Source organism: Streptomyces sp. NPDC006643 (assembly GCF_042870175.1).
Classification (GTDB): Bacteria; Actinomycetota; Actinomycetes; order Streptomycetales; family Streptomycetaceae; genus Streptomyces.
The window spans coordinates 37,456-52,808 of the sequence record NZ_JBIAHA010000008.1; the positions used below are offsets into that span (position 1 = coordinate 37,456).

At 72.3% G+C, this 15,353-nt stretch carries 16 protein-coding genes and 1 riboswitch; of the genes, 5 read left to right on the forward strand and 11 right to left on the reverse strand.

Going from position 1 to position 15,353, the window contains the following annotated elements; genetic code table 11:
- The first annotated feature begins 8 nt into the window (after positions 1-8).
- Both ACFYNU_RS12895 and ACFYNU_RS12900 read left to right on the forward strand, forming a co-directional pair.
- Positions 9-1,838, forward strand: coding sequence for a glycoside hydrolase family 15 protein (locus tag ACFYNU_RS12895; protein ID WP_356586138.1), 1,830 nt, complete (start codon positions 9-11; stop codon positions 1,836-1,838).
- A gap of 5 nt (positions 1,839-1,843) precedes the next feature.
- Positions 1,844-2,599 carry an SDR family oxidoreductase gene (locus tag ACFYNU_RS12900; RefSeq protein WP_356586136.1) on the forward strand — a complete coding sequence of 252 codons (756 nt, stop codon included), beginning with the start codon at positions 1,844-1,846 and terminating at the stop codon, positions 2,597-2,599.
- Positions 2,600-2,768: 169 nt separating this feature from the next.
- Here the strand turns inward: ACFYNU_RS12900 and amaP are convergent, their stop codons facing one another.
- The 5 genes from amaP to ACFYNU_RS12925 are packed head-to-tail and all read right to left on the reverse strand — an operon-like array spanning position 2,769 to position 5,091.
- Entirely contained in the window at positions 2,769-3,356 is a 588-nt protein-coding gene (gene amaP, locus ACFYNU_RS12905; protein WP_356586134.1) for an alkaline shock response membrane anchor protein AmaP, read from the reverse strand.
- Positions 3,353-4,033, reverse strand: a complete 681-nt coding sequence (locus tag ACFYNU_RS12910; protein ID WP_356586132.1) for a DUF6286 domain-containing protein — start codon at positions 4,031-4,033, stop codon at positions 3,353-3,355. The genes amaP and ACFYNU_RS12910 overlap by 4 nt, the downstream gene beginning before the upstream one ends.
- Entirely contained in the window at positions 4,030-4,374 is a 345-nt protein-coding gene (locus ACFYNU_RS12915) for a hypothetical protein (RefSeq protein WP_356586130.1), read from the reverse strand. The genes ACFYNU_RS12910 and ACFYNU_RS12915 overlap by 4 nt, the downstream gene beginning before the upstream one ends.
- A gap of 6 nt (positions 4,375-4,380) precedes the next feature.
- On the reverse strand, positions 4,381-4,572 hold the full coding sequence (locus ACFYNU_RS12920; RefSeq protein ID WP_356586128.1) for a hypothetical protein: 192 nt from the start codon (positions 4,570-4,572) through the stop codon (positions 4,381-4,383).
- 36 nt (positions 4,573-4,608) lie between these two features.
- Complete coding sequence (locus tag ACFYNU_RS12925; RefSeq protein ID WP_356586126.1) at positions 4,609-5,091, reverse strand: Asp23/Gls24 family envelope stress response protein; 483 nt, start codon at positions 5,089-5,091, stop codon at positions 4,609-4,611.
- A 92-nt stretch (positions 5,092-5,183) separates the two neighbouring features.
- Between ACFYNU_RS12925 and ACFYNU_RS12930 the strand changes: the two genes are divergently transcribed.
- A complete protein-coding gene (locus ACFYNU_RS12930; protein ID WP_356586124.1) occupies positions 5,184-5,918 on the forward strand; it encodes a hypothetical protein in 735 nt (244 codons plus the stop codon).
- 15 nt (positions 5,919-5,933) lie between these two features.
- Here the strand turns inward: ACFYNU_RS12930 and ACFYNU_RS12935 are convergent, their stop codons facing one another.
- The 6 genes from ACFYNU_RS12935 to ACFYNU_RS12960 all read right to left on the reverse strand — a co-directional run bounded on the left by ACFYNU_RS12935 (position 5,934) and on the right by ACFYNU_RS12960 (position 12,881).
- A complete protein-coding gene (locus ACFYNU_RS12935; protein WP_356586122.1) occupies positions 5,934-6,725 on the reverse strand; it encodes an enoyl-CoA hydratase/isomerase family protein in 792 nt (263 codons plus the stop codon).
- 129 nt (positions 6,726-6,854) lie between these two features.
- Positions 6,855-7,073, reverse strand: a complete 219-nt coding sequence (locus tag ACFYNU_RS12940) for a helix-turn-helix domain-containing protein (protein ID WP_356586120.1) — start codon at positions 7,071-7,073, stop codon at positions 6,855-6,857.
- A gap of 336 nt (positions 7,074-7,409) precedes the next feature.
- Positions 7,410-9,008 (reverse strand): ABC-F family ATP-binding cassette domain-containing protein, encoded by a 1,599-nt coding sequence (locus ACFYNU_RS12945; RefSeq protein WP_356586118.1) that lies wholly within the window; start codon positions 9,006-9,008, stop codon positions 7,410-7,412.
- 321 nt (positions 9,009-9,329) lie between these two features.
- Positions 9,330-10,757, reverse strand: a complete 1,428-nt coding sequence (locus ACFYNU_RS12950; protein WP_388766075.1) for a hypothetical protein — start codon at positions 10,755-10,757, stop codon at positions 9,330-9,332.
- 180 nt (positions 10,758-10,937) lie between these two features.
- Positions 10,938-12,065, reverse strand: coding sequence for a serine aminopeptidase domain-containing protein (locus tag ACFYNU_RS12955; RefSeq protein ID WP_356586114.1), 1,128 nt, complete (start codon positions 12,063-12,065; stop codon positions 10,938-10,940).
- Positions 12,066-12,200: 135 nt separating this feature from the next.
- The gene (locus ACFYNU_RS12960; protein ID WP_356586112.1) at positions 12,201-12,881 is read right to left on the reverse strand and encodes a class II aldolase/adducin family protein; all 681 of its coding nucleotides are present in this window, start codon (positions 12,879-12,881) and stop codon (positions 12,201-12,203) included.
- A gap of 330 nt (positions 12,882-13,211) precedes the next feature.
- Here ACFYNU_RS12960 and ACFYNU_RS12965 point away from each other — a divergent pair, with 330 nt between their 5' ends.
- Both ACFYNU_RS12965 and ACFYNU_RS12970 read left to right on the forward strand, forming a co-directional pair.
- Positions 13,212-14,480 carry an inorganic phosphate transporter gene (locus ACFYNU_RS12965; RefSeq protein WP_356586110.1) on the forward strand — a complete coding sequence of 423 codons (1,269 nt, stop codon included), beginning with the start codon at positions 13,212-13,214 and terminating at the stop codon, positions 14,478-14,480.
- 70 nt (positions 14,481-14,550) lie between these two features.
- Positions 14,551-14,790, forward strand: a complete 240-nt coding sequence (locus ACFYNU_RS12970; RefSeq protein ID WP_356586108.1) for a hypothetical protein — start codon at positions 14,551-14,553, stop codon at positions 14,788-14,790.
- Between the two features lie 397 nt (positions 14,791-15,187).
- Positions 15,188-15,264: riboswitch (cobalamin riboswitch) on the forward strand.
- Positions 15,265-15,353 lie beyond the last annotated feature (89 nt).

Below are 15,353 nucleotides of genomic sequence, written 5' to 3' on the forward strand. Positions count from 1 at the left end.
TGGCTGAGGTGACCCAACGCATCGAGGACTACGCCCTCATCGGCGACCTGCAAACCGCGGCCCTCGTCGGAATGAACGGCTCCATCGACTGGTTGTGCCTGCCACGCTTCGACTCGGCCGCCTGCTTCGCCTCCCTGCTCGGCAACAAGGAGAACGGCCACTGGCTGCTCGCCCCCCGGGGCGCGAGCCGCGCCACCAGCCGCCGGTACGTGGGCGATTCGCTGGTGCTGGAGACCCTCTGGGAGACCAGGGGCGGCACGGTGAAGGTCACCGACTTCATGCCGCAGCGCGACGAGGCACCGGACGTCGTGCGGATCGTGGAAGGCGTCAGCGGCTCGGTGGAGATGAGCGCCACCCTGCGGCTGCGCTTCGACTACGGCTCGGTCGTGCCGTGGGTGCGCAAGACCGACGGACAGCGCGTCGCGGTCGCCGGGCCCGACTCGGTCTGGCTGCGGAGCGTGTCCCGGGCGCGGTCCGGCGGCGCTGAACCGCCGCCGGACGAGGGGCCGTCGGTCAAGACCTGGGGGCAGGAGTTCAGTACCTGCTCGTCGTTCACCGTCGGCGCCGGTGAGCAGGTCGCGTTCGTTCTCACCTGGCACCCCTCGCATCTGCCGCGCCCCGATCTCATCGACCCGTTCGAGGCGCTGGAGCACAGCGTGGAGGACTGGGCGCGGTGGGCGGCGCGGTGCACGTACGAGGGGCCGCACCGCGACGCGGTGATGCGCTCGCTGCTGACCCTGAAGGCACTCACCTACGCCCCAACGGGCGGCATCGTCGCGGCCCCCACGACCTCGCTCCCGGAGGAGCTGGGAGGCGTACGGAACTGGGACTACCGCTACTGCTGGCTCCGCGACTCGGCGCTCGTCCTGGGCGCCCTGCTCTCCGCGGGCTATGTCGACGAGGCGGAGTCCTGGCGCGACTGGCTGCTGCGCGCGGTCGCCGGTGACCCCTCGGACCTCCAGATCATGTACGGCGTCGGCGGTGAACGGCGGCTGCCCGAGTCGGAGTTGCCGTGGCTGAGCGGTTACGGGGGCGCGAGCCCGGTCCGGATCGGGAACGAGGCGGTCGACCAGCTCCAGCTCGACGTGTACGGCGAGGTCATCGACTCCCTGCATGTGGCCCGGGGCGTCGGCCTCACCGGCCGGCCGCACGCCTGGGACCTCCAACTCGCCCTGCTGGGCTTCCTGGAGTCGAAATGGCGCGAGCCGGACGAGGGCCTGTGGGAAGTACGCGGCCCGAGGCAGCACTTCACGCACTCCAAGGTGATGGCGTGGGTCGCCGCCGACCGCGCGGTCAAGACACTGGAGGCCGATCCGTCGCTGCGCGGCGATGTGAACCGGTGGCGCGCGATGCGCGACGAGGTGCACCGCGAGGTGTGCGAGAAGGGCTACGACCCGGTCCGTAACACCTTCACGCAGGCGTACGGCTCCGAGGAACTGGACGCGGCGACGCTGCTGATCCCGCGCTTCGGCTTTCTGCCGCCGGACGATCCGAGGGTCGTGGGCACGGTCGACGCGGTCCGGGCGGAGCTGGGCCCGGACGGACTGGTCCGCCGCTACAGCACGGAGGGCGCGTCGGTCGACGGGCTGCCGGGCCGGGAGGGCACGTTTCTCGTCTGCTCGTTCTGGCTGGCGGACGCCCTGCTGATGACGGGCCGCAAGAAGGAGGCGACGGCCCTCTTCGAGCGGCTTCTCGCGCTGCGCAACGACGTCGGTCTGCTCGCCGAGGAGTACGACCCGGCGATCGGCCGGCAACTCGGCAACTTCCCGCAGGCGTTCAGTCATATCGGTCTCGTGGGGACGGCCCTCGCCCTGGCGGCGGAGGAGGAGGCAGGATAGGGGTCATGGATCTTGGACTGAAGGACCGTGTCTACGTCGTCACCGGCGCGTCCCGGGGACTCGGGCGCGCGTCCGCCGAAGCGCTGGCGGCGGACGGCGCGAAAGTGGTCGTCACCGGGCGCGACGAGAAGTCCGTCACCGAGGCGGCGGCCTCGATCGGTCCGAACGCGTTCGGCGTCGCCGCGGACAACGCCGATCCCGCCGTCGCGGAGCGTCTGCCGGCGGTGGCCCGGGAGCGGTTCGGCGGTTTCGACGGAATCCTGATCAGCGTCGGCGGCCCGCCGCCGGGTCTCGCGCTGGAGACGACGGACGAGCAGTGGCGCTCGGCGTTCGACTCGGTCTTCCTGGGCGCGGTACGGCTGGCGCGTACGGCGGCGGCGGAGCTGGGCGACGGCGGGGTCATCGGCCTCGTCCTGTCCGGCTCGGTCTACGAACCGATACGCGGCCTCACCATCTCCAACGGTCTGCGGCCGGGCCTGGCGGGTTTCGCGAAGTCGCTGGCCGACGAGGTGGGCCCGCGCGGCATACGCGTGATAGGCCTGCTGCCGGCCCGGATCGACACGGACCGCGTCCGCGAACTCGACGCGCTGTCCCCCGACCCGTCGGCGGCGCGCGCGTCCCACGAGTCCCGCATCCCGCTGCGCCGCTACGGCACCCCGGAGGAGTTCGGCCGCACGGCGGCGTTCATGCTCTCCCCGGCGGCGTCCTATCTGACGGGCCTGATGCTCCCGATCGACGGCGGCACCCGCCACGGGTACTGACGGCTCTTCCCAGCCCCGCCGACGCTTGAGGCGCGGGACCGGGCAGGCATCTTCAGCCCCGCCGGCGTTTGAGGCGCGGGGTCCGGGGCGGAGCCCCGGTTTCGGGAAGGGGCGGGTAGGGGAACAGAGCCCCGCGCAGCGGCCCCCGCCCCAGGGCTGAACGGCGCCCTCAAGTCACCCGCTGCGCCCGATGCTTGGCAGCCCGCAATCGCGCTTCCGTCGGCAGCGAATCCAGCCCCGCCGACTCCCGCGCATGCGCCACCGCCTCCCCCGTCAGCCGTTCCAGCGCCGCCCCCGGCGCCGCGTGCGGCTCCAGCAGCAGGCGCACCCGCGCCTCGGGCGCACTGCGCCGCCCCGTCAGCCGGACCCGTGCCTGGGACACCCCGTCCAGCGACTGCGCCTCGCTCTCCAGCACGTTCTCCAGCGCCCTCCCCCGCAGCAGCGCGCCCTCCCCGTCGCCGCTGTCGACGAGGACCTCCGCCAGCCGTGCGCGGCGCAGTTGGGACAGCAGCCACCACAGCGCCAGCAGCAGCAGGACGGCGAGGACCGCGATGACGACCGGCCACCACCAGCCCTGGTCGCGCCACCGGTCCCGGTCGGCGTCGCTCAGCAGGACGTCCTTCTTTCCGCTGTACGGCCACCAGGACGGTACGGACACGCCCAGCCCCGTCGCCAGCACGCCGCCGCCCACGCAGAGCAGCGCCAGCCCGACGAGGCCCAGCAGGACACGGTTGACGACCCTGAGCATCCCCGTCATCCCTTCTTCTTCGGCCGGCGGACGTGTACGGAGAGCGCGGGCGGCTTGACGAGGCCCAGCTCGCCGATGCCGGTCCCCAGCGCGGTGTCGAGATCGGCGCGTACGTCGTCCAGTTCGCGGAAGTGGGACACGGCCCGTACGCGGACCTTGGAGCGGCGGGCCCGTACCCGTACGGACTGCACGCCGGAGACTTCCAGCGCCCGGTCGCGCAGGATCAGCGCCGCCGCGTCGCGGTCGAGCCCGGCCCGTACGCGCGCGGGGCCGCGCCGCATCGGCAGCACCTGGCGCAGGCCGGGCGTAAGAGCGAGGAGGAGCAGCCAGAGGCCGAGGACCGCCGCGACGCCCGTACCGACCAGGACCCAGGTGTCGTCGAGGGGCTGGGTGGCGAGCTGGTCGGCGAGCCAGCGGCGCCAGTACATGGCCGGATGGTCGGCGCGTACGGCCGCGACGTCGTACAGCAGCAGCGCAGCCGCGCCGAGCAGGACAACCGCGACCACCGATGCGGGGATACGGCGCCAGGACCAGAAGCGGCCCGCCTTGCCGTCCGCTTCGCCGTGCCCCAGCGTGGGGCGCTTCGACTCGTACCGGGCCGCCGAGGAGGACTGGTCCAGTTCGATCACATCCGCGCGGACGGCACCCGAGGGGTGCTCGGTCCCTTCGCCCACCGGTTCGCTCATTGGATCCTCCCCTGCGCCGCGCGCGACTGGGCGGAGTGGAGGTGTTCGACCGTGACCGCCACTTCGGGCACCTCCATCCCCGCCAGGGCATGTACCCGCTCGGTCACCCGGCGACGCACGGCGCCGCACTGGGCGCCGATGTCGCAGGGGTACTCCAGCTCGACACCGACCCGTACGCGCGCGACGTCGTGGTGGACGAGGACGCTCGCGTGCGGCGCCGCACCACCTTCCGGTACGCCGTCCAGCGCCTCCCGCGCCGCCTGCGCGGCGATCTTCGCGACGACGCGGTCGGCGATCGTGGTCGCCCCGCGCCCCGCAGCCGCCACCCGTTCACCGGCCACGGGCGGTCACCGCCGGCGTTCGTCGCGGTCGCGACCGCGGAAGAAGTCGCCCGCTTCCAGATCGCCGTCGAGGAACCGGCCGACCACGAACCCGACCGCGCCCAACGCGGCCACCAGCAGAAAGGCTCCGAACCCGCCGAAGTATCCGGCGAACGCCAGGGCCATACCGGCCAACAGGCCGACCACCGCCATACTCATCGTGACTCCTGTTCGGTCGTGCGGATCCGGCCGTCGTTACTGGAGCCGGGACTCCGACTCGTCGTCCTCTTCGTCGGGCAGCTTCACATCGCTGACGGCGATGTTGACCTCGACGACCTCAAGGCCGGTCATCCGCTCGACGGCTGAGATCACGTTCTCCCGTACGTCGCGGGCGACATCGGCGATCGACACGCCGTAATCCACGACGATCTCCAGATCGAGGGCGGTCTGTACCTCGCCCACCTCGGCCTTCACACCGCGCGAGACGGACTTGGTGCCGCCGGGGACCCGGTCGCGTACGGCGCCGAAGGTGCGGGACATGCCGCTGCCCATCGCGTGGACGCCGAGCACGTCACGGGCAGCGAGGCCGGCGATCTTCTCGACCACGCCGTCGGCGATGGTGGTCCGTCCGCGGGAGGCCGGGTCACCCTTCCTGCCGGTGGACGTCTTCCGCTGGTCGTCGGTGGACGACGAGGAGCCGGAGGGCTCGGACTGGTTGTGCTGTGCGATGTCGGACATGTGATTCGTCCCTTTCCGTCCGCCGATGAACTCTGTGCTCACATTAGGGCGCCTTGCCCGGTCTCGCGCCAGGAATGCGGCAGTCTGAGGTCATGACGACAGGGCACGGTGGCGACGGTTCGGACGGATGGAGCGCGGCGGTACGCGAACGGCTCGGCCTCGGCCGGCTGCTCCCGCTGGGCGAGGCGGCGGACGGCGCGTGGCTGGCCGAACGGGCGGCGACGACAGCGTTGCGGCGTACGGCGTGGGAGGTGTCCGGCGCCGCGCCGGGGCGGCTGCGGATCCGGCCGGCCGATCCCGCATCCGCGCAGCCGCCCGCGGTGCCTCCGCCGCCCGGCGCGCTGCCGCCGGGGGCGCTGCGGGTCGAGGGGGATTTCGCGGCGGTCACGGGCGTGCCGCTGCCGGATGTGGCCGAGCGGCTGCGGACGGCGCTGTACGCCCATGCGGTGGACCGGCTGGGGCTGCGGGTGACGGCGGTGGACCTGCGGGTGACGGCGCTGCTGGAGAAGGCGCCGGACCCGGATCCGGACATCGATTCCGGCGCTTCGGATTCCTGGGGGGCGGCTGCGCCGGTCGGGGCAACCGCCGTCGCTCCGACGGGCACGGCGGCGGTCGTCGCGGCGAACGTCCCCGGCGTCGCCCATCTGTCCGGGTCGCTCGGTACGGCGGTGCTGGTGACCGAGGGTCATGTCCGGGTCGAGCTGGCGACGGCGGCGGGCCACCACCCGCCGGAGGTGGCCCGTGCGGTGAGCCGCGCGGTGACGGCGTCGCTGCCGAGCCACCCGACGGTGGCCGTCCTGATCACGGCGGTGGATGTGCCGGGCTGACCGGGGGGCGGGCGATCAGTCGCCGAGGCCCGCCAGGTCCCGCAGGCGCCGTGCCTGTGCGGCGCGTTCGGCGGCACGCTGCTCGTCGTAGGTACGCGCCGGGGCGCCCAGCAGCAGCGCCTTCGTCTCGACGGTCGCGTCACGGGGCGCGGCGAGCAGGGCGGCGGTCAAGTCCAGTACCGCCGCGTCGAGTTCTCCCGGCGGTACGACGAGATTGGCCAGGCCGGTGCGCTCCGCCTCGTCGGCCTGGACGAACCGGCCGGTCGCGCAGATCTCCAGCGCGCGGGCGTACCCGACGATGCCGACGAGGGGGTGTGTACCACCGAGGTCGGGGACCAGGCCCAGGCTGGTCTCGCGCATGGCGAACTGCACGTCCGACGCGACGACGCGCAGGTCACAGGCGAGCGCGAGCTGGAAGCCGGCGCCGATGGCGTGTCCCTGGACGGCGGCGATCGACACGATGTCGCTCCGGCGCCACCAGGTGAAGGCGGACTGGTACGCGGCGATGGCCGCGTCGAGGTCCGTGTCGGTGCGGCGTGCCAGCTCCGGGAAGGAGGGTTCACCGTCGAAGCCCTCGGGGGTGAACGCCTGCCGGTCGAGGCCGGCGGAGAAGGACTTGCCTTCGCCGCGCAGCACGACGACCCGCACGCTGCCCGGAAGTGACTGCCCGGCTTCCGTCAACGCCCGCCACAGAGCGGGAGACTGAGCGTTGCGCTTGGCCGGGTTGGTCAGAGTCACCGTGGCAACGGCGTCCTCGACGGTGAGCTGTACGCCGTCCTTGTCGAGTACGGGATCGAGCGAAGTCATGGGGTGCCTCCGGTCCGGTGCAGTCAGCACTGAGAGCTAAGTGACTGCACAGTAACCACCCGGTCGACCGCGACGACCGGCCGGGTGGTCACCGGTGGAACCGGTGGCCGGAGAAGCGGTACGCGGTCGTCAGGCCGTGGCCTTCTTGCCGCGTGTCGCTCCGCCGCGTCCCCGCAGCGTGACTCCGGACTCGCTGAGCATCCGGTGGACGAATCCGTAGGACCGGCCTGTTTCCTCGGCCAGCGCACGGATACTCGCACCGGAGTCGTACTTCTTCTTCAGGTCTGCCGCGAGCTTGTCGCGCGCGGGGCCGGTTACCCGGCTGCCCTTCTTCAGAGTCTCGGCCACCCGTGCCTCCTCATGGAAGTGCGCTCTGGACTTCTCATGATCACCCCTCGGGGCGCTCCTGGCCACCCATTCAGCAAGGTTCGCACCACAAGCTTCGTCGGAGCCCAGGATTCGAACACGAACGGAATCGCTACTTCCAGACCGGCCTGCGCACACCCGTCGCCGGATCCGCACAAGAAACAGCAGGTCAGACGATGCGTGTGGGAAAGCTGACCGAACTGGTCCCGGAACGGCTTGATCGTCCGCACGCCACGCCAAAGTACGAGACGCACTCACTCAGATGATGGATCACCGCTGAGCCGAATGATCCATACGGAGTGGATCACGCCCGTGCCGTCAGGCCAGCGCCACCAGATCCGCGTAGTCCGCGCCCCACAGGTCCTCGACACCGTCGGGCAGCAGGATGATCCGTTCGGGTTCGAGCGCCTGTACGGCGCCCTCGTCGTGGGTGACGAGGATGACCGCGCCCTTGTACGTGCGCAGCGCGCCGAGGATCTCCTCGCGGCTGGCCGGGTCGAGGTTGTTCGTGGGCTCGTCCAGAAGGAGCACGTTGGCCGACGAGACCACCAGGGTCGCCAGCGCCAGCCGGGTCTTCTCGCCGCCGGACAGGACCCGGGCGGGCTTGTCGACGTCGTCCCCGGAGAAGAGGAACGAGCCGAGGGTCTTGCGGACCTCGACCAGGTCCAGGTCCGGGGCGGACGAGCGCATGTTCTCCAGGACGGAGCGGTCCGGGTCGAGCGTCTCGTGCTCCTGGGCGTAGTAGCCGAGCTTGAGGCCGTGGCCCGGCGTCACCTCACCGGTGTCGGGGGTCTCCACCCCGGCGAGCAGACGCAGCAAGGTGGTCTTGCCGGCGCCGTTGAGCCCGAGGATGACGACGCGAGAGCCCTTGTCGATGGCCAGGTCGACATCGGTGAAGATCTCCAGGGAGCCGTACGACTTCGACAGGCCCTCGGCGGTCAGCGGTGTCTTGCCGCACGGCGCCGGGTCGGGGAAGCGCAGCTTGGCGACCTTGTCGGACTGGCGTACCGCCTCCAGTCCGGAGAGCAGTCGCTCGGCGCGGCGTGCCATGTTCTGGGCGGCGACGGTCTTGGTGGCCTTGGCGCGCATCTTGTCGGCCTGCGAGTTGAGGGTCGCGGCCTTCTTCTCGGCGTTGGCCCGCTCGCGCTTGCGGCGCTTCTCGTCGGACTCGCGCTGCTGCTGGTAGAGCTTCCAGCCCATGTTGTAGACGTCGATCTGGGAGCGGTTGGCGTCCAGGTAGAAGACCTTGTTGACGACCGTCTCGACGAGGTCGACGTCGTGGGAGATGACGATGAAGCCGCCGCGGTAGGACTTGAGGTAGTCCCGCAGCCAGACGATGGAGTCGGCGTCCAGGTGGTTGGTCGGCTCGTCCAGGAGCAGGGTGTCGGCGTCCGAGAAGAGGATGCGGGCGAGTTCGACGCGGCGGCGCTGACCGCCGGAGAGCGTATGGAGGGGCTGGCCGAGGACCCGGTCGGGCAGGCCGAGCGCGGCGGCGATGGTGGCGGCCTCGGACTCGGCGGCGTAACCGCCCTTGGTCAGGAACTCCGTCTCCAGGCGCTCGTACTTCTTCATCGCCTTCTCGCGGGTGGCGCCCTTGCCGTTCGCCATCCGGTCCTCGTTCTCGCGCATCTTCTTCAGGACGGAGTCGAGGTCCCGGGCGGAGAGGATGCGGTCGCGGGCGAGGGTGTCGAGGTCGCCGGTGCGCGGGTCCTGCGGCAGATAACCGACGTCGCCGGAGCGGGTGATGGTGCCGGCGGCGGGGATTCCCTCACCCGCGAGGCACTTGGTGAGGGTGGTCTTGCCCGCTCCGTTGCGGCCGACGAGGCCGACGCGGTCGCCCTTGGCGATACGGAAGGAGGCGGACTCGATGAGGACGCGGGCGCCGGCGCGCAACTCGACACCGGTGGCGGTGATCACGGTAAAACTCCAAGGCGGTATGGACGGCGGAAGGGCAGGCGGAGGGGAATCTTCGACGCCGGCTAATGCACAAGGAGAAATGCCATACGGCCGAGTCTACCGGGGCCGCACAACTGCTTTACGCCTGGCGGGGTCTGTCCGGGGCGGGCGGCCCCGGCCGCGTTGTCGGTGGCCGGGGCGCGACCGGACGAACTGAGACGCGGGTCACAGGCGGGGCGGGACGGCCGGACGGCGCGGCGGACGCGCCGGAGCGGGACGGTCGACCGGCGCGGCGGACCCGGCCGGCGCCGGACACCCCGTGGGCGCCCGGCTCCGGCCGGGTCAGGCTCCTCCGGTGTGGACCTGGAACGCGGCCCTGCGTACGGCCTTCGCGAGGGCCGGGTCCGGGTGCGCCGCCGCCAGCGCGACCAGCACCTGCACGGTGCGGGGGTGGCCGACGGCCCTGACCTCGTCGAGCAGGGCGGGGACGGTGCCCTGGACGGCCGAGTCGAGATGGCGGACCAGCAGCGCGGTCTCGCCGTGGTCGGCGACGGCCGCGGCGGTGTCGACCCAGAGCCAGGTGGACTCCTCACGGGTGAGGACGTCGGGCGCGTCCTCGGGGTCAGCGCCTTCGTACTCGGCGAGCCAGAGCAGCGCGTAGGGACGTACGGAGGGCTCGGCGCTCGCGGCGCGCACCTCGGGCTCGGCGGGGGCGCCGACGACGCGCAGCGCCTCGAAGGCCAGCCCGCGCAGGAGCGCGTCCTCGCCGCGTGCCACGGCGAGGAGTTCGGTGACGGCGCTGCCGACGGGGCGGGCGGCGAGCCAGGCGCGGTATTCGGCGCGGGCCGGTCCGGGGGTGAGCCGGGCGCAGCCGCGCAGCATGTTGTCGGCGGACTGCTCGATGTTGCCCGCCGGGCTCTGGGCGGCGACGCAGATCTGTTCCAGCTTGACCCAGACCGCCCAGTTGCCGAGCGGAGTGAGGGTCGCCTGGCCCTTGCCGAGGGTCAGCGCGCCGACGGCGGCCAGTCCTTCGAGGGCCCAGTCGAGCAGCGGCGGCAGCGGGACCGTGTCGTCGGCCCGTGCCGGGTCGGGGTCCGGTGCGGACGCCGTCGGGACGGCCGTGGGGCCGGACGCGGCGTTGGGGTCGTACGGGACCTCGCAGCGCTCGTCGCGCAGTTCCGCGACGCGCTGCTGGAGCAGGTCGAGCAGCGCCGGTACGAGCACCGGGCCGGCCGAGAGCTGGAGGAGGGAGAGCACCTGGGGGACGGCCTCGACGACCTCGGCGACCGTCGCCGGGGCGACGTCGGCGGGGGCGGCGTGGACGAGCGACCAGGCGTCGAAGAGGGCGACCCAGCCGCGCAGGACGGCGGAGTCGTCACGGTCCCAGGCGCGCAGACGCCAGCCGGGACGCGCGGTGCCGCCGTGCAGTTCGACGAGCCCGGCGAGCCTGGCGCGGTCCCAGCCCGCGCTCACCTGATCCGGGGTCAACTCCAGGGCGGCGGCGGCCCGTTCACGGGCCTTCGGGGCGAGCGGGCCCGCGCCGGGGTCCCGGTCGGCCGCGGCCCAGCGGGCGATCCGTACGGCGTCGGCCAGTACGGCCCGCGCCTGACGGGCCAGCTCCGCGGGGGGCGGGGTGCCCTCCGGCGGACGGGGTGCCGGACGTGTTCGTCCGGTGGTCACGGCCCGTCGGGCCGTGGTCAACGCTCGCGGGCGGACGAGTCGGAGTCTGGAGTTGCGCGCCAATTGCTCATCAGGCTTTCGGGACGTCACGGGAGCAGTCTTCCCGCTGATTGCCCGAAAGCCCAAACGGAACCTCCGGGCCGGGCCTCCAGCGGCCGGTCACACCGCCGGGAAGACGCGGGACCGGAGGGCGGGCGGGGATGCCCGCAGGGGGGCGGGGGCGCTACCGCGCGAGCATGGCGTGCGGGGGTGGGACAGGAGGACGGCGGGTTACATGAGGGGGGTGAGGAAGCGGCGGAGCGCCTCCTCGTAACCGGTGGGGTCGGCGTTCCACATGGCGCCGTGCGGGGCGTCCGAGACGGTGTGCAGCTCGATCAGCTCGGGGCGGCGCGCGGCGAGTTCGCGGGAGGGGTACCAGGGGGCCAGGACGTCGTCGGGGCCGTGGATGATCAGCGTCGGGACCTGGAGGGTGCCCGGATCGGCGACCACGGGCAGCCGGCCGCCGCGCAGTCCGGTGCGGCCCTGCGCCGCGCGTACGGCGAGGGGCAGCAGGGGGCCCGGGGTGCGGCGGGCGGTGGCCAGGGCGCGCAGGGTCCTCTCCCAGTCGAGGACCGGGCTGTCCAGGACGAGCCCGGTGATCCGGTCCCGCTGTCCGGACCTCGCGGCGGCGTGCAGGGCCATCGTGGCGCCGATGGACCAGCCGTACAGGACGACGTGTTCGGCGCCGCCCCGGACGGCGAAGCGGATCGCGGCGTCGAGGTCGCGCCATTCGGAGTCGCCGAGGTGACCGAGGCCGTCCGGGGAGCGCGGGGCGCCGTGGTCGCCCCGGTAGGCCAGGTTCAGGACCGGGAGCTGCTGGTCCACCAGGAACTCCAGGACGTTCATGGGGTGCTCCGGGGTGGCGCCGAGGCCGTGCGCGGTGATCACCCAGGTGTCCCGGCTGCCGGGCACGAACCAGCCGGGCAGCGTGCCGAGTTCGCCGGGGATCTCCACCTGGTCGTACTCGATGCCGAGCGCGGTGGCGGGGTCGCCGTGGTGCAGCCGGGGGGTGAGCCGGACGCGGCTGCCGGCGGCGAGGGTGCCCGCGCTGACCCGTTCCAGCCTGCGGACGACCGTGTCGGCGGGGTGCGGTACGTCATCGAGGACCGGGCCGACGACGGCCTGGACGTCGGAGGACTCCAGCCCGTAGGTGCCGGGGCGCAGCGAGGCGAGGCAGCGGGTGAGGGTGACCCGGCCGGCGGCGGTGGCGTGCACGGTGAGCCGTGGGTCGCCGGGCAGTGGCCGTCTGGGGGGCGCCTTGAGCGCGGCGTCGCTGGCGTACCGGCCGGCCGCCACAGCGGCCGTGCCGACACCGATCACTGTGGTGACGGCTGCTGCCGTCGCTCTGGCCGGGCGCATTCCCCCAGTGTCGGTACGGATGGGCGGTACGGCCAGCGGAGCGGGCGTCCGGGGTGACCGTCGGGGGTGGCTCGGGGCGGCGCGGGCGTCTCCCGGCGGCACGCCGGTGCCGTGGGCGGCGGGGCCGCGCGTCGGTCAGCCGCGCTGGCCGTAGCCCTTGAGCTGCTCCTCGACGTCCCGTACCTGCTGCCGGGAGAGCAGACTGGGCGTGTGGCCGGGGACGGCGGAGGCGGTGAGCCAGAGGCGGCACATCCACTCCAGCTGGGCCGTGCGGTCGTACGCCTTGTCCAGGGTGCCGGCGTAGGTGACGGTGCCGTGGTTCTGGAGGAGACAGCCCGTGCGGTCGCGCAGCGCGCGCACCATGTTCCCGGCCAGGGCGTCGGTGCCGTACATCGCGTACGGGGCGACCCGGACCGGACCGCCGAAGTCCGCGGCCATGTAATGGATCAGCGGGAGTTCGGGCACGAGGGTCGAGACCGCGGTGGCGTGCACGGCGTGGGTGTGGACCACGGCGCCGGCGTCCGCGTTCCGGTAGACCTCCAGATGCATCGGCAGCTCGCTGGTGGGCTTGAGGCGGCCGATCACCTGGCGGCCTTCGAGGTCCACCGCGACGGTGTCCCCGGGCGTCAGCCGGTCGTACGGCACTCCGCTCGGCGTGACGAGGACCAGCTCTCCGACGCGTACGGACACATTGCCCGAGGTGCCGACGACCAGTCCGTCGGCCGCGCTGCGACGGGCGGTGGCGACGAGGTCCCGCCACGCCTGTTCGATCGACTGCCCGTTCGCGTGTCCGTCGGCGTGTCCGGTTTCCGTCATGCGGCGATCCTGCCAGGTGACGTGAAGGGATTGGCGGGACCCACGTTTGAGCGATATCTCTCCCTGCCGCCGGACCGCCGGCGACCGGGTCTCCGAGGCCGCCCGGAAGGGGCCGGAAAGAGGCCGGGGAACGGTCCGGGGCCGGGCGCCGCAAGGGGCAGGCGGAATCCGGGGGCCCTCTCGAAACTCCGCCGGTCACCGCGCAGTTCACCGGCGGATCGATCACCCCCCGACGAGAGACACCGCAACGCCTGCCTCAGTTCATCTTCCGTTCACTCAACATCCCTACGTTCCTGAACGGCCGATGACGTCAAACGATTGCCTGGGTAAATGGAACACCTCACGCTGCTGCTCGCGATCGTGATCGTGACAGCTCTTGTGTTCGATTTCACGAACGGTTTCCACGACACCGCCAACGCGATGGCGACGACCATCTCGACCGGCGCCCTCAAACCCAAGACCGCGGTGGCCATGTCCGCCGTGCTCAATCTCGTCGGCGCGTTCCTGTCGGTCGAGGTCGCCAAGACCATCTCCGGCGGGCTCATCAACGAACAGGGCATCAGAACCGAAGTGATCTTCGCGGCGCTCGTCGGCGCCATCCTGTGGAACCTGTTCACCTGGCTGCTCGGACTTCCGTCCAGCTCCTCCCACGCCCTCTTCGGCGGTCTCATCGGCGCCACGCTGATGTCCGTCGGCACCTCCGGTGTCAACGGCGGCGTCGTCGTCACCAAGGTCCTGCTCCCCGCGCTCGCCGCGCCGCTCGTCGCCGGGCTGGCCGCGATGCTCGCCACCCGGCTGACGTACCGCATCGGCCGCCACACGGCCGAGAAGGACACGGCGAAGGGCTACCGCGCGGGACAGATCGCGTCGGCCGGCCTCGTGTCCCTCGCCCACGGCACCAACGACGCGCAGAAGACGATGGGTGTCATCACCCTCGCGCTGGTCACCGGCGGCGTCCTCGCCCCCGGCTCCAACCCGCCGATGTGGGTCATCGTCTCCGCCGGTGTCGCGATCGCGCTGGGCACCTACCTCGGCGGCTGGCGCATCATCCGCACCATGGGCAAGGGCCTCACCGACCTCCGCCCGCAGCAGGGCTTCGCCGCCCAGACCAGCGCGGCAACCGTCATCCTCGCCTCGTCGCACCTGGGCTTCTCGCTCTCCACCACCCAGTCCTGCTCCGGCGCCGTGATGGGCGCGGGGCTCGGCCGCAAGGGCGGGGTAGTCCGCTGGTCGACCGCCACCCGGATGTTCGTCGCCTGGGGTCTGACCCTGCCGGCCGCCGGTCTGGTCGCGGCGGGCGCCGAGTTCCTGACCAAGCAGGGCCCGTGGGGCATCGGCGTCACGGCCGCGCTGCTCATCTCGCTGTCGGCGGTCATCTGGTTCGCCTCGCGCCGCCGGCCGGTCGACCACACCAACGTCAACGAGGCGGACGGCTCCGCCGAGGCCGCGGAGCCCGCGGGCATCGTGACCGCCGCCGTCGCCGCCGTCACCCCGCCCCCGGTGGGCGGTCCGTCGTCGGAGATCGCGGCGACCATCCCGGCCCCGGCGCCGGGCCCCACGGACCCGACCGCCGAACCGGCCCGCCCCGCGACCGTCTGACATCGGCGTCCCGGCACCAACGGCACGGCGCGACCTCAACGGCCCGACGAAGCGAAGGACACTTTCAAGCATGAACATCGACTGGGCGGCGCTCGGCTCCGTCTTCGGCGTCAGCCTCGTGGCGACCGTCGCTCTGGTGGGCCTGTTCACCCTGGGCATCGTCGGGCTCTCGAAGGGCGCGGCATCCGCCGAGGGCGGTACGGCGGCCAGGGGCACCGGCTCCGTCGCGGTCGCCCGCACCGGCGCGTACGTCTGCTTCGCCCTGTGCCTGGCGGCCGTGTCGTACGGGATCTATCTGATCGTCGCCTGACCCGACGTCTCATCCGGCACACGCCGAGGGGGTGGCCCGTGCCATACGGGCCGCCCCCTCCGTCGTGTCCCGGTCAGCCCAGTTCGCGCACCGCCCGGCCCGCCTTGTGCCGCTCCCCGGCTGCCGGTACCGGCGGGCGGGGTCCCGGCCGTCGCGTTCGACAGCTGCGGATTCTTGGTTGATCGCGTTCGTTCAGCAAGGGATTCGACATCGATTCAACCAAGAACAACGCGATCGGTTGAGTTCCATAGAACCAACTGCGATATCCGCAGAGCGCCTTCTCGGTTTCGCGGCCCGTGGCGTGTGGGTCTCAGCACACTGCCCCGCCGCAGGTCAAAGCCTGGTTGACGGGGATTCGCACGCGTGGTGGACTGCCGAGGCCCATACGGCGACAGCGAGAGGAAGCCGGTGCGAATCCGGCGCGGTCCCGCCACTGTGACCGGAGACAGCCATGTCTCCGGGAGCCAGGAACTCTTGTCGCCGCATCACGTCGAACCAGGGCGCGGACCCTGAGTGAGGACACATCGCCATGCCCGGCTGCGGTTCAGCTGTCGCGTCCCTGC

Coding starts and splice junctions, on each gene's coding strand:
- ACFYNU_RS12900 (WP_356586136.1), top strand. CDS start 1,844: ATGGATCTTGGACTGAAGGACCGTGTCTACGTCGTCACCGGCGCGTCC.
- amaP (WP_356586134.1), bottom strand. CDS start 3,356: ATGACGGGGATGCTCAGGGTCGTCAACCGTGTCCTGCTGGGCCTCGTC.
- ACFYNU_RS12910 (WP_356586132.1), bottom strand. CDS start 4,033: ATGAGCGAACCGGTGGGCGAAGGGACCGAGCACCCCTCGGGTGCCGTC.
- ACFYNU_RS12920 (WP_356586128.1), bottom strand. CDS start 4,572: ATGAGTATGGCGGTGGTCGGCCTGTTGGCCGGTATGGCCCTGGCGTTC.
- ACFYNU_RS12925 (WP_356586126.1), bottom strand. CDS start 5,091: ATGTCCGACATCGCACAGCACAACCAGTCCGAGCCCTCCGGCTCCTCG.
- ACFYNU_RS12930 (WP_356586124.1), top strand. CDS start 5,184: ATGACGACAGGGCACGGTGGCGACGGTTCGGACGGATGGAGCGCGGCG.
- ACFYNU_RS12935 (WP_356586122.1), bottom strand. CDS start 6,725: ATGACTTCGCTCGATCCCGTACTCGACAAGGACGGCGTACAGCTCACC.
- ACFYNU_RS12955 (WP_356586114.1), bottom strand. CDS start 12,065: ATGCGCCCGGCCAGAGCGACGGCAGCAGCCGTCACCACAGTGATCGGT.
- ACFYNU_RS12960 (WP_356586112.1), bottom strand. CDS start 12,881: ATGACGGAAACCGGACACGCCGACGGACACGCGAACGGGCAGTCGATC.
- ACFYNU_RS12965 (WP_356586110.1), top strand. CDS start 13,212: ATGGAACACCTCACGCTGCTGCTCGCGATCGTGATCGTGACAGCTCTT.
- ACFYNU_RS12970 (WP_356586108.1), top strand. CDS start 14,551: ATGAACATCGACTGGGCGGCGCTCGGCTCCGTCTTCGGCGTCAGCCTC.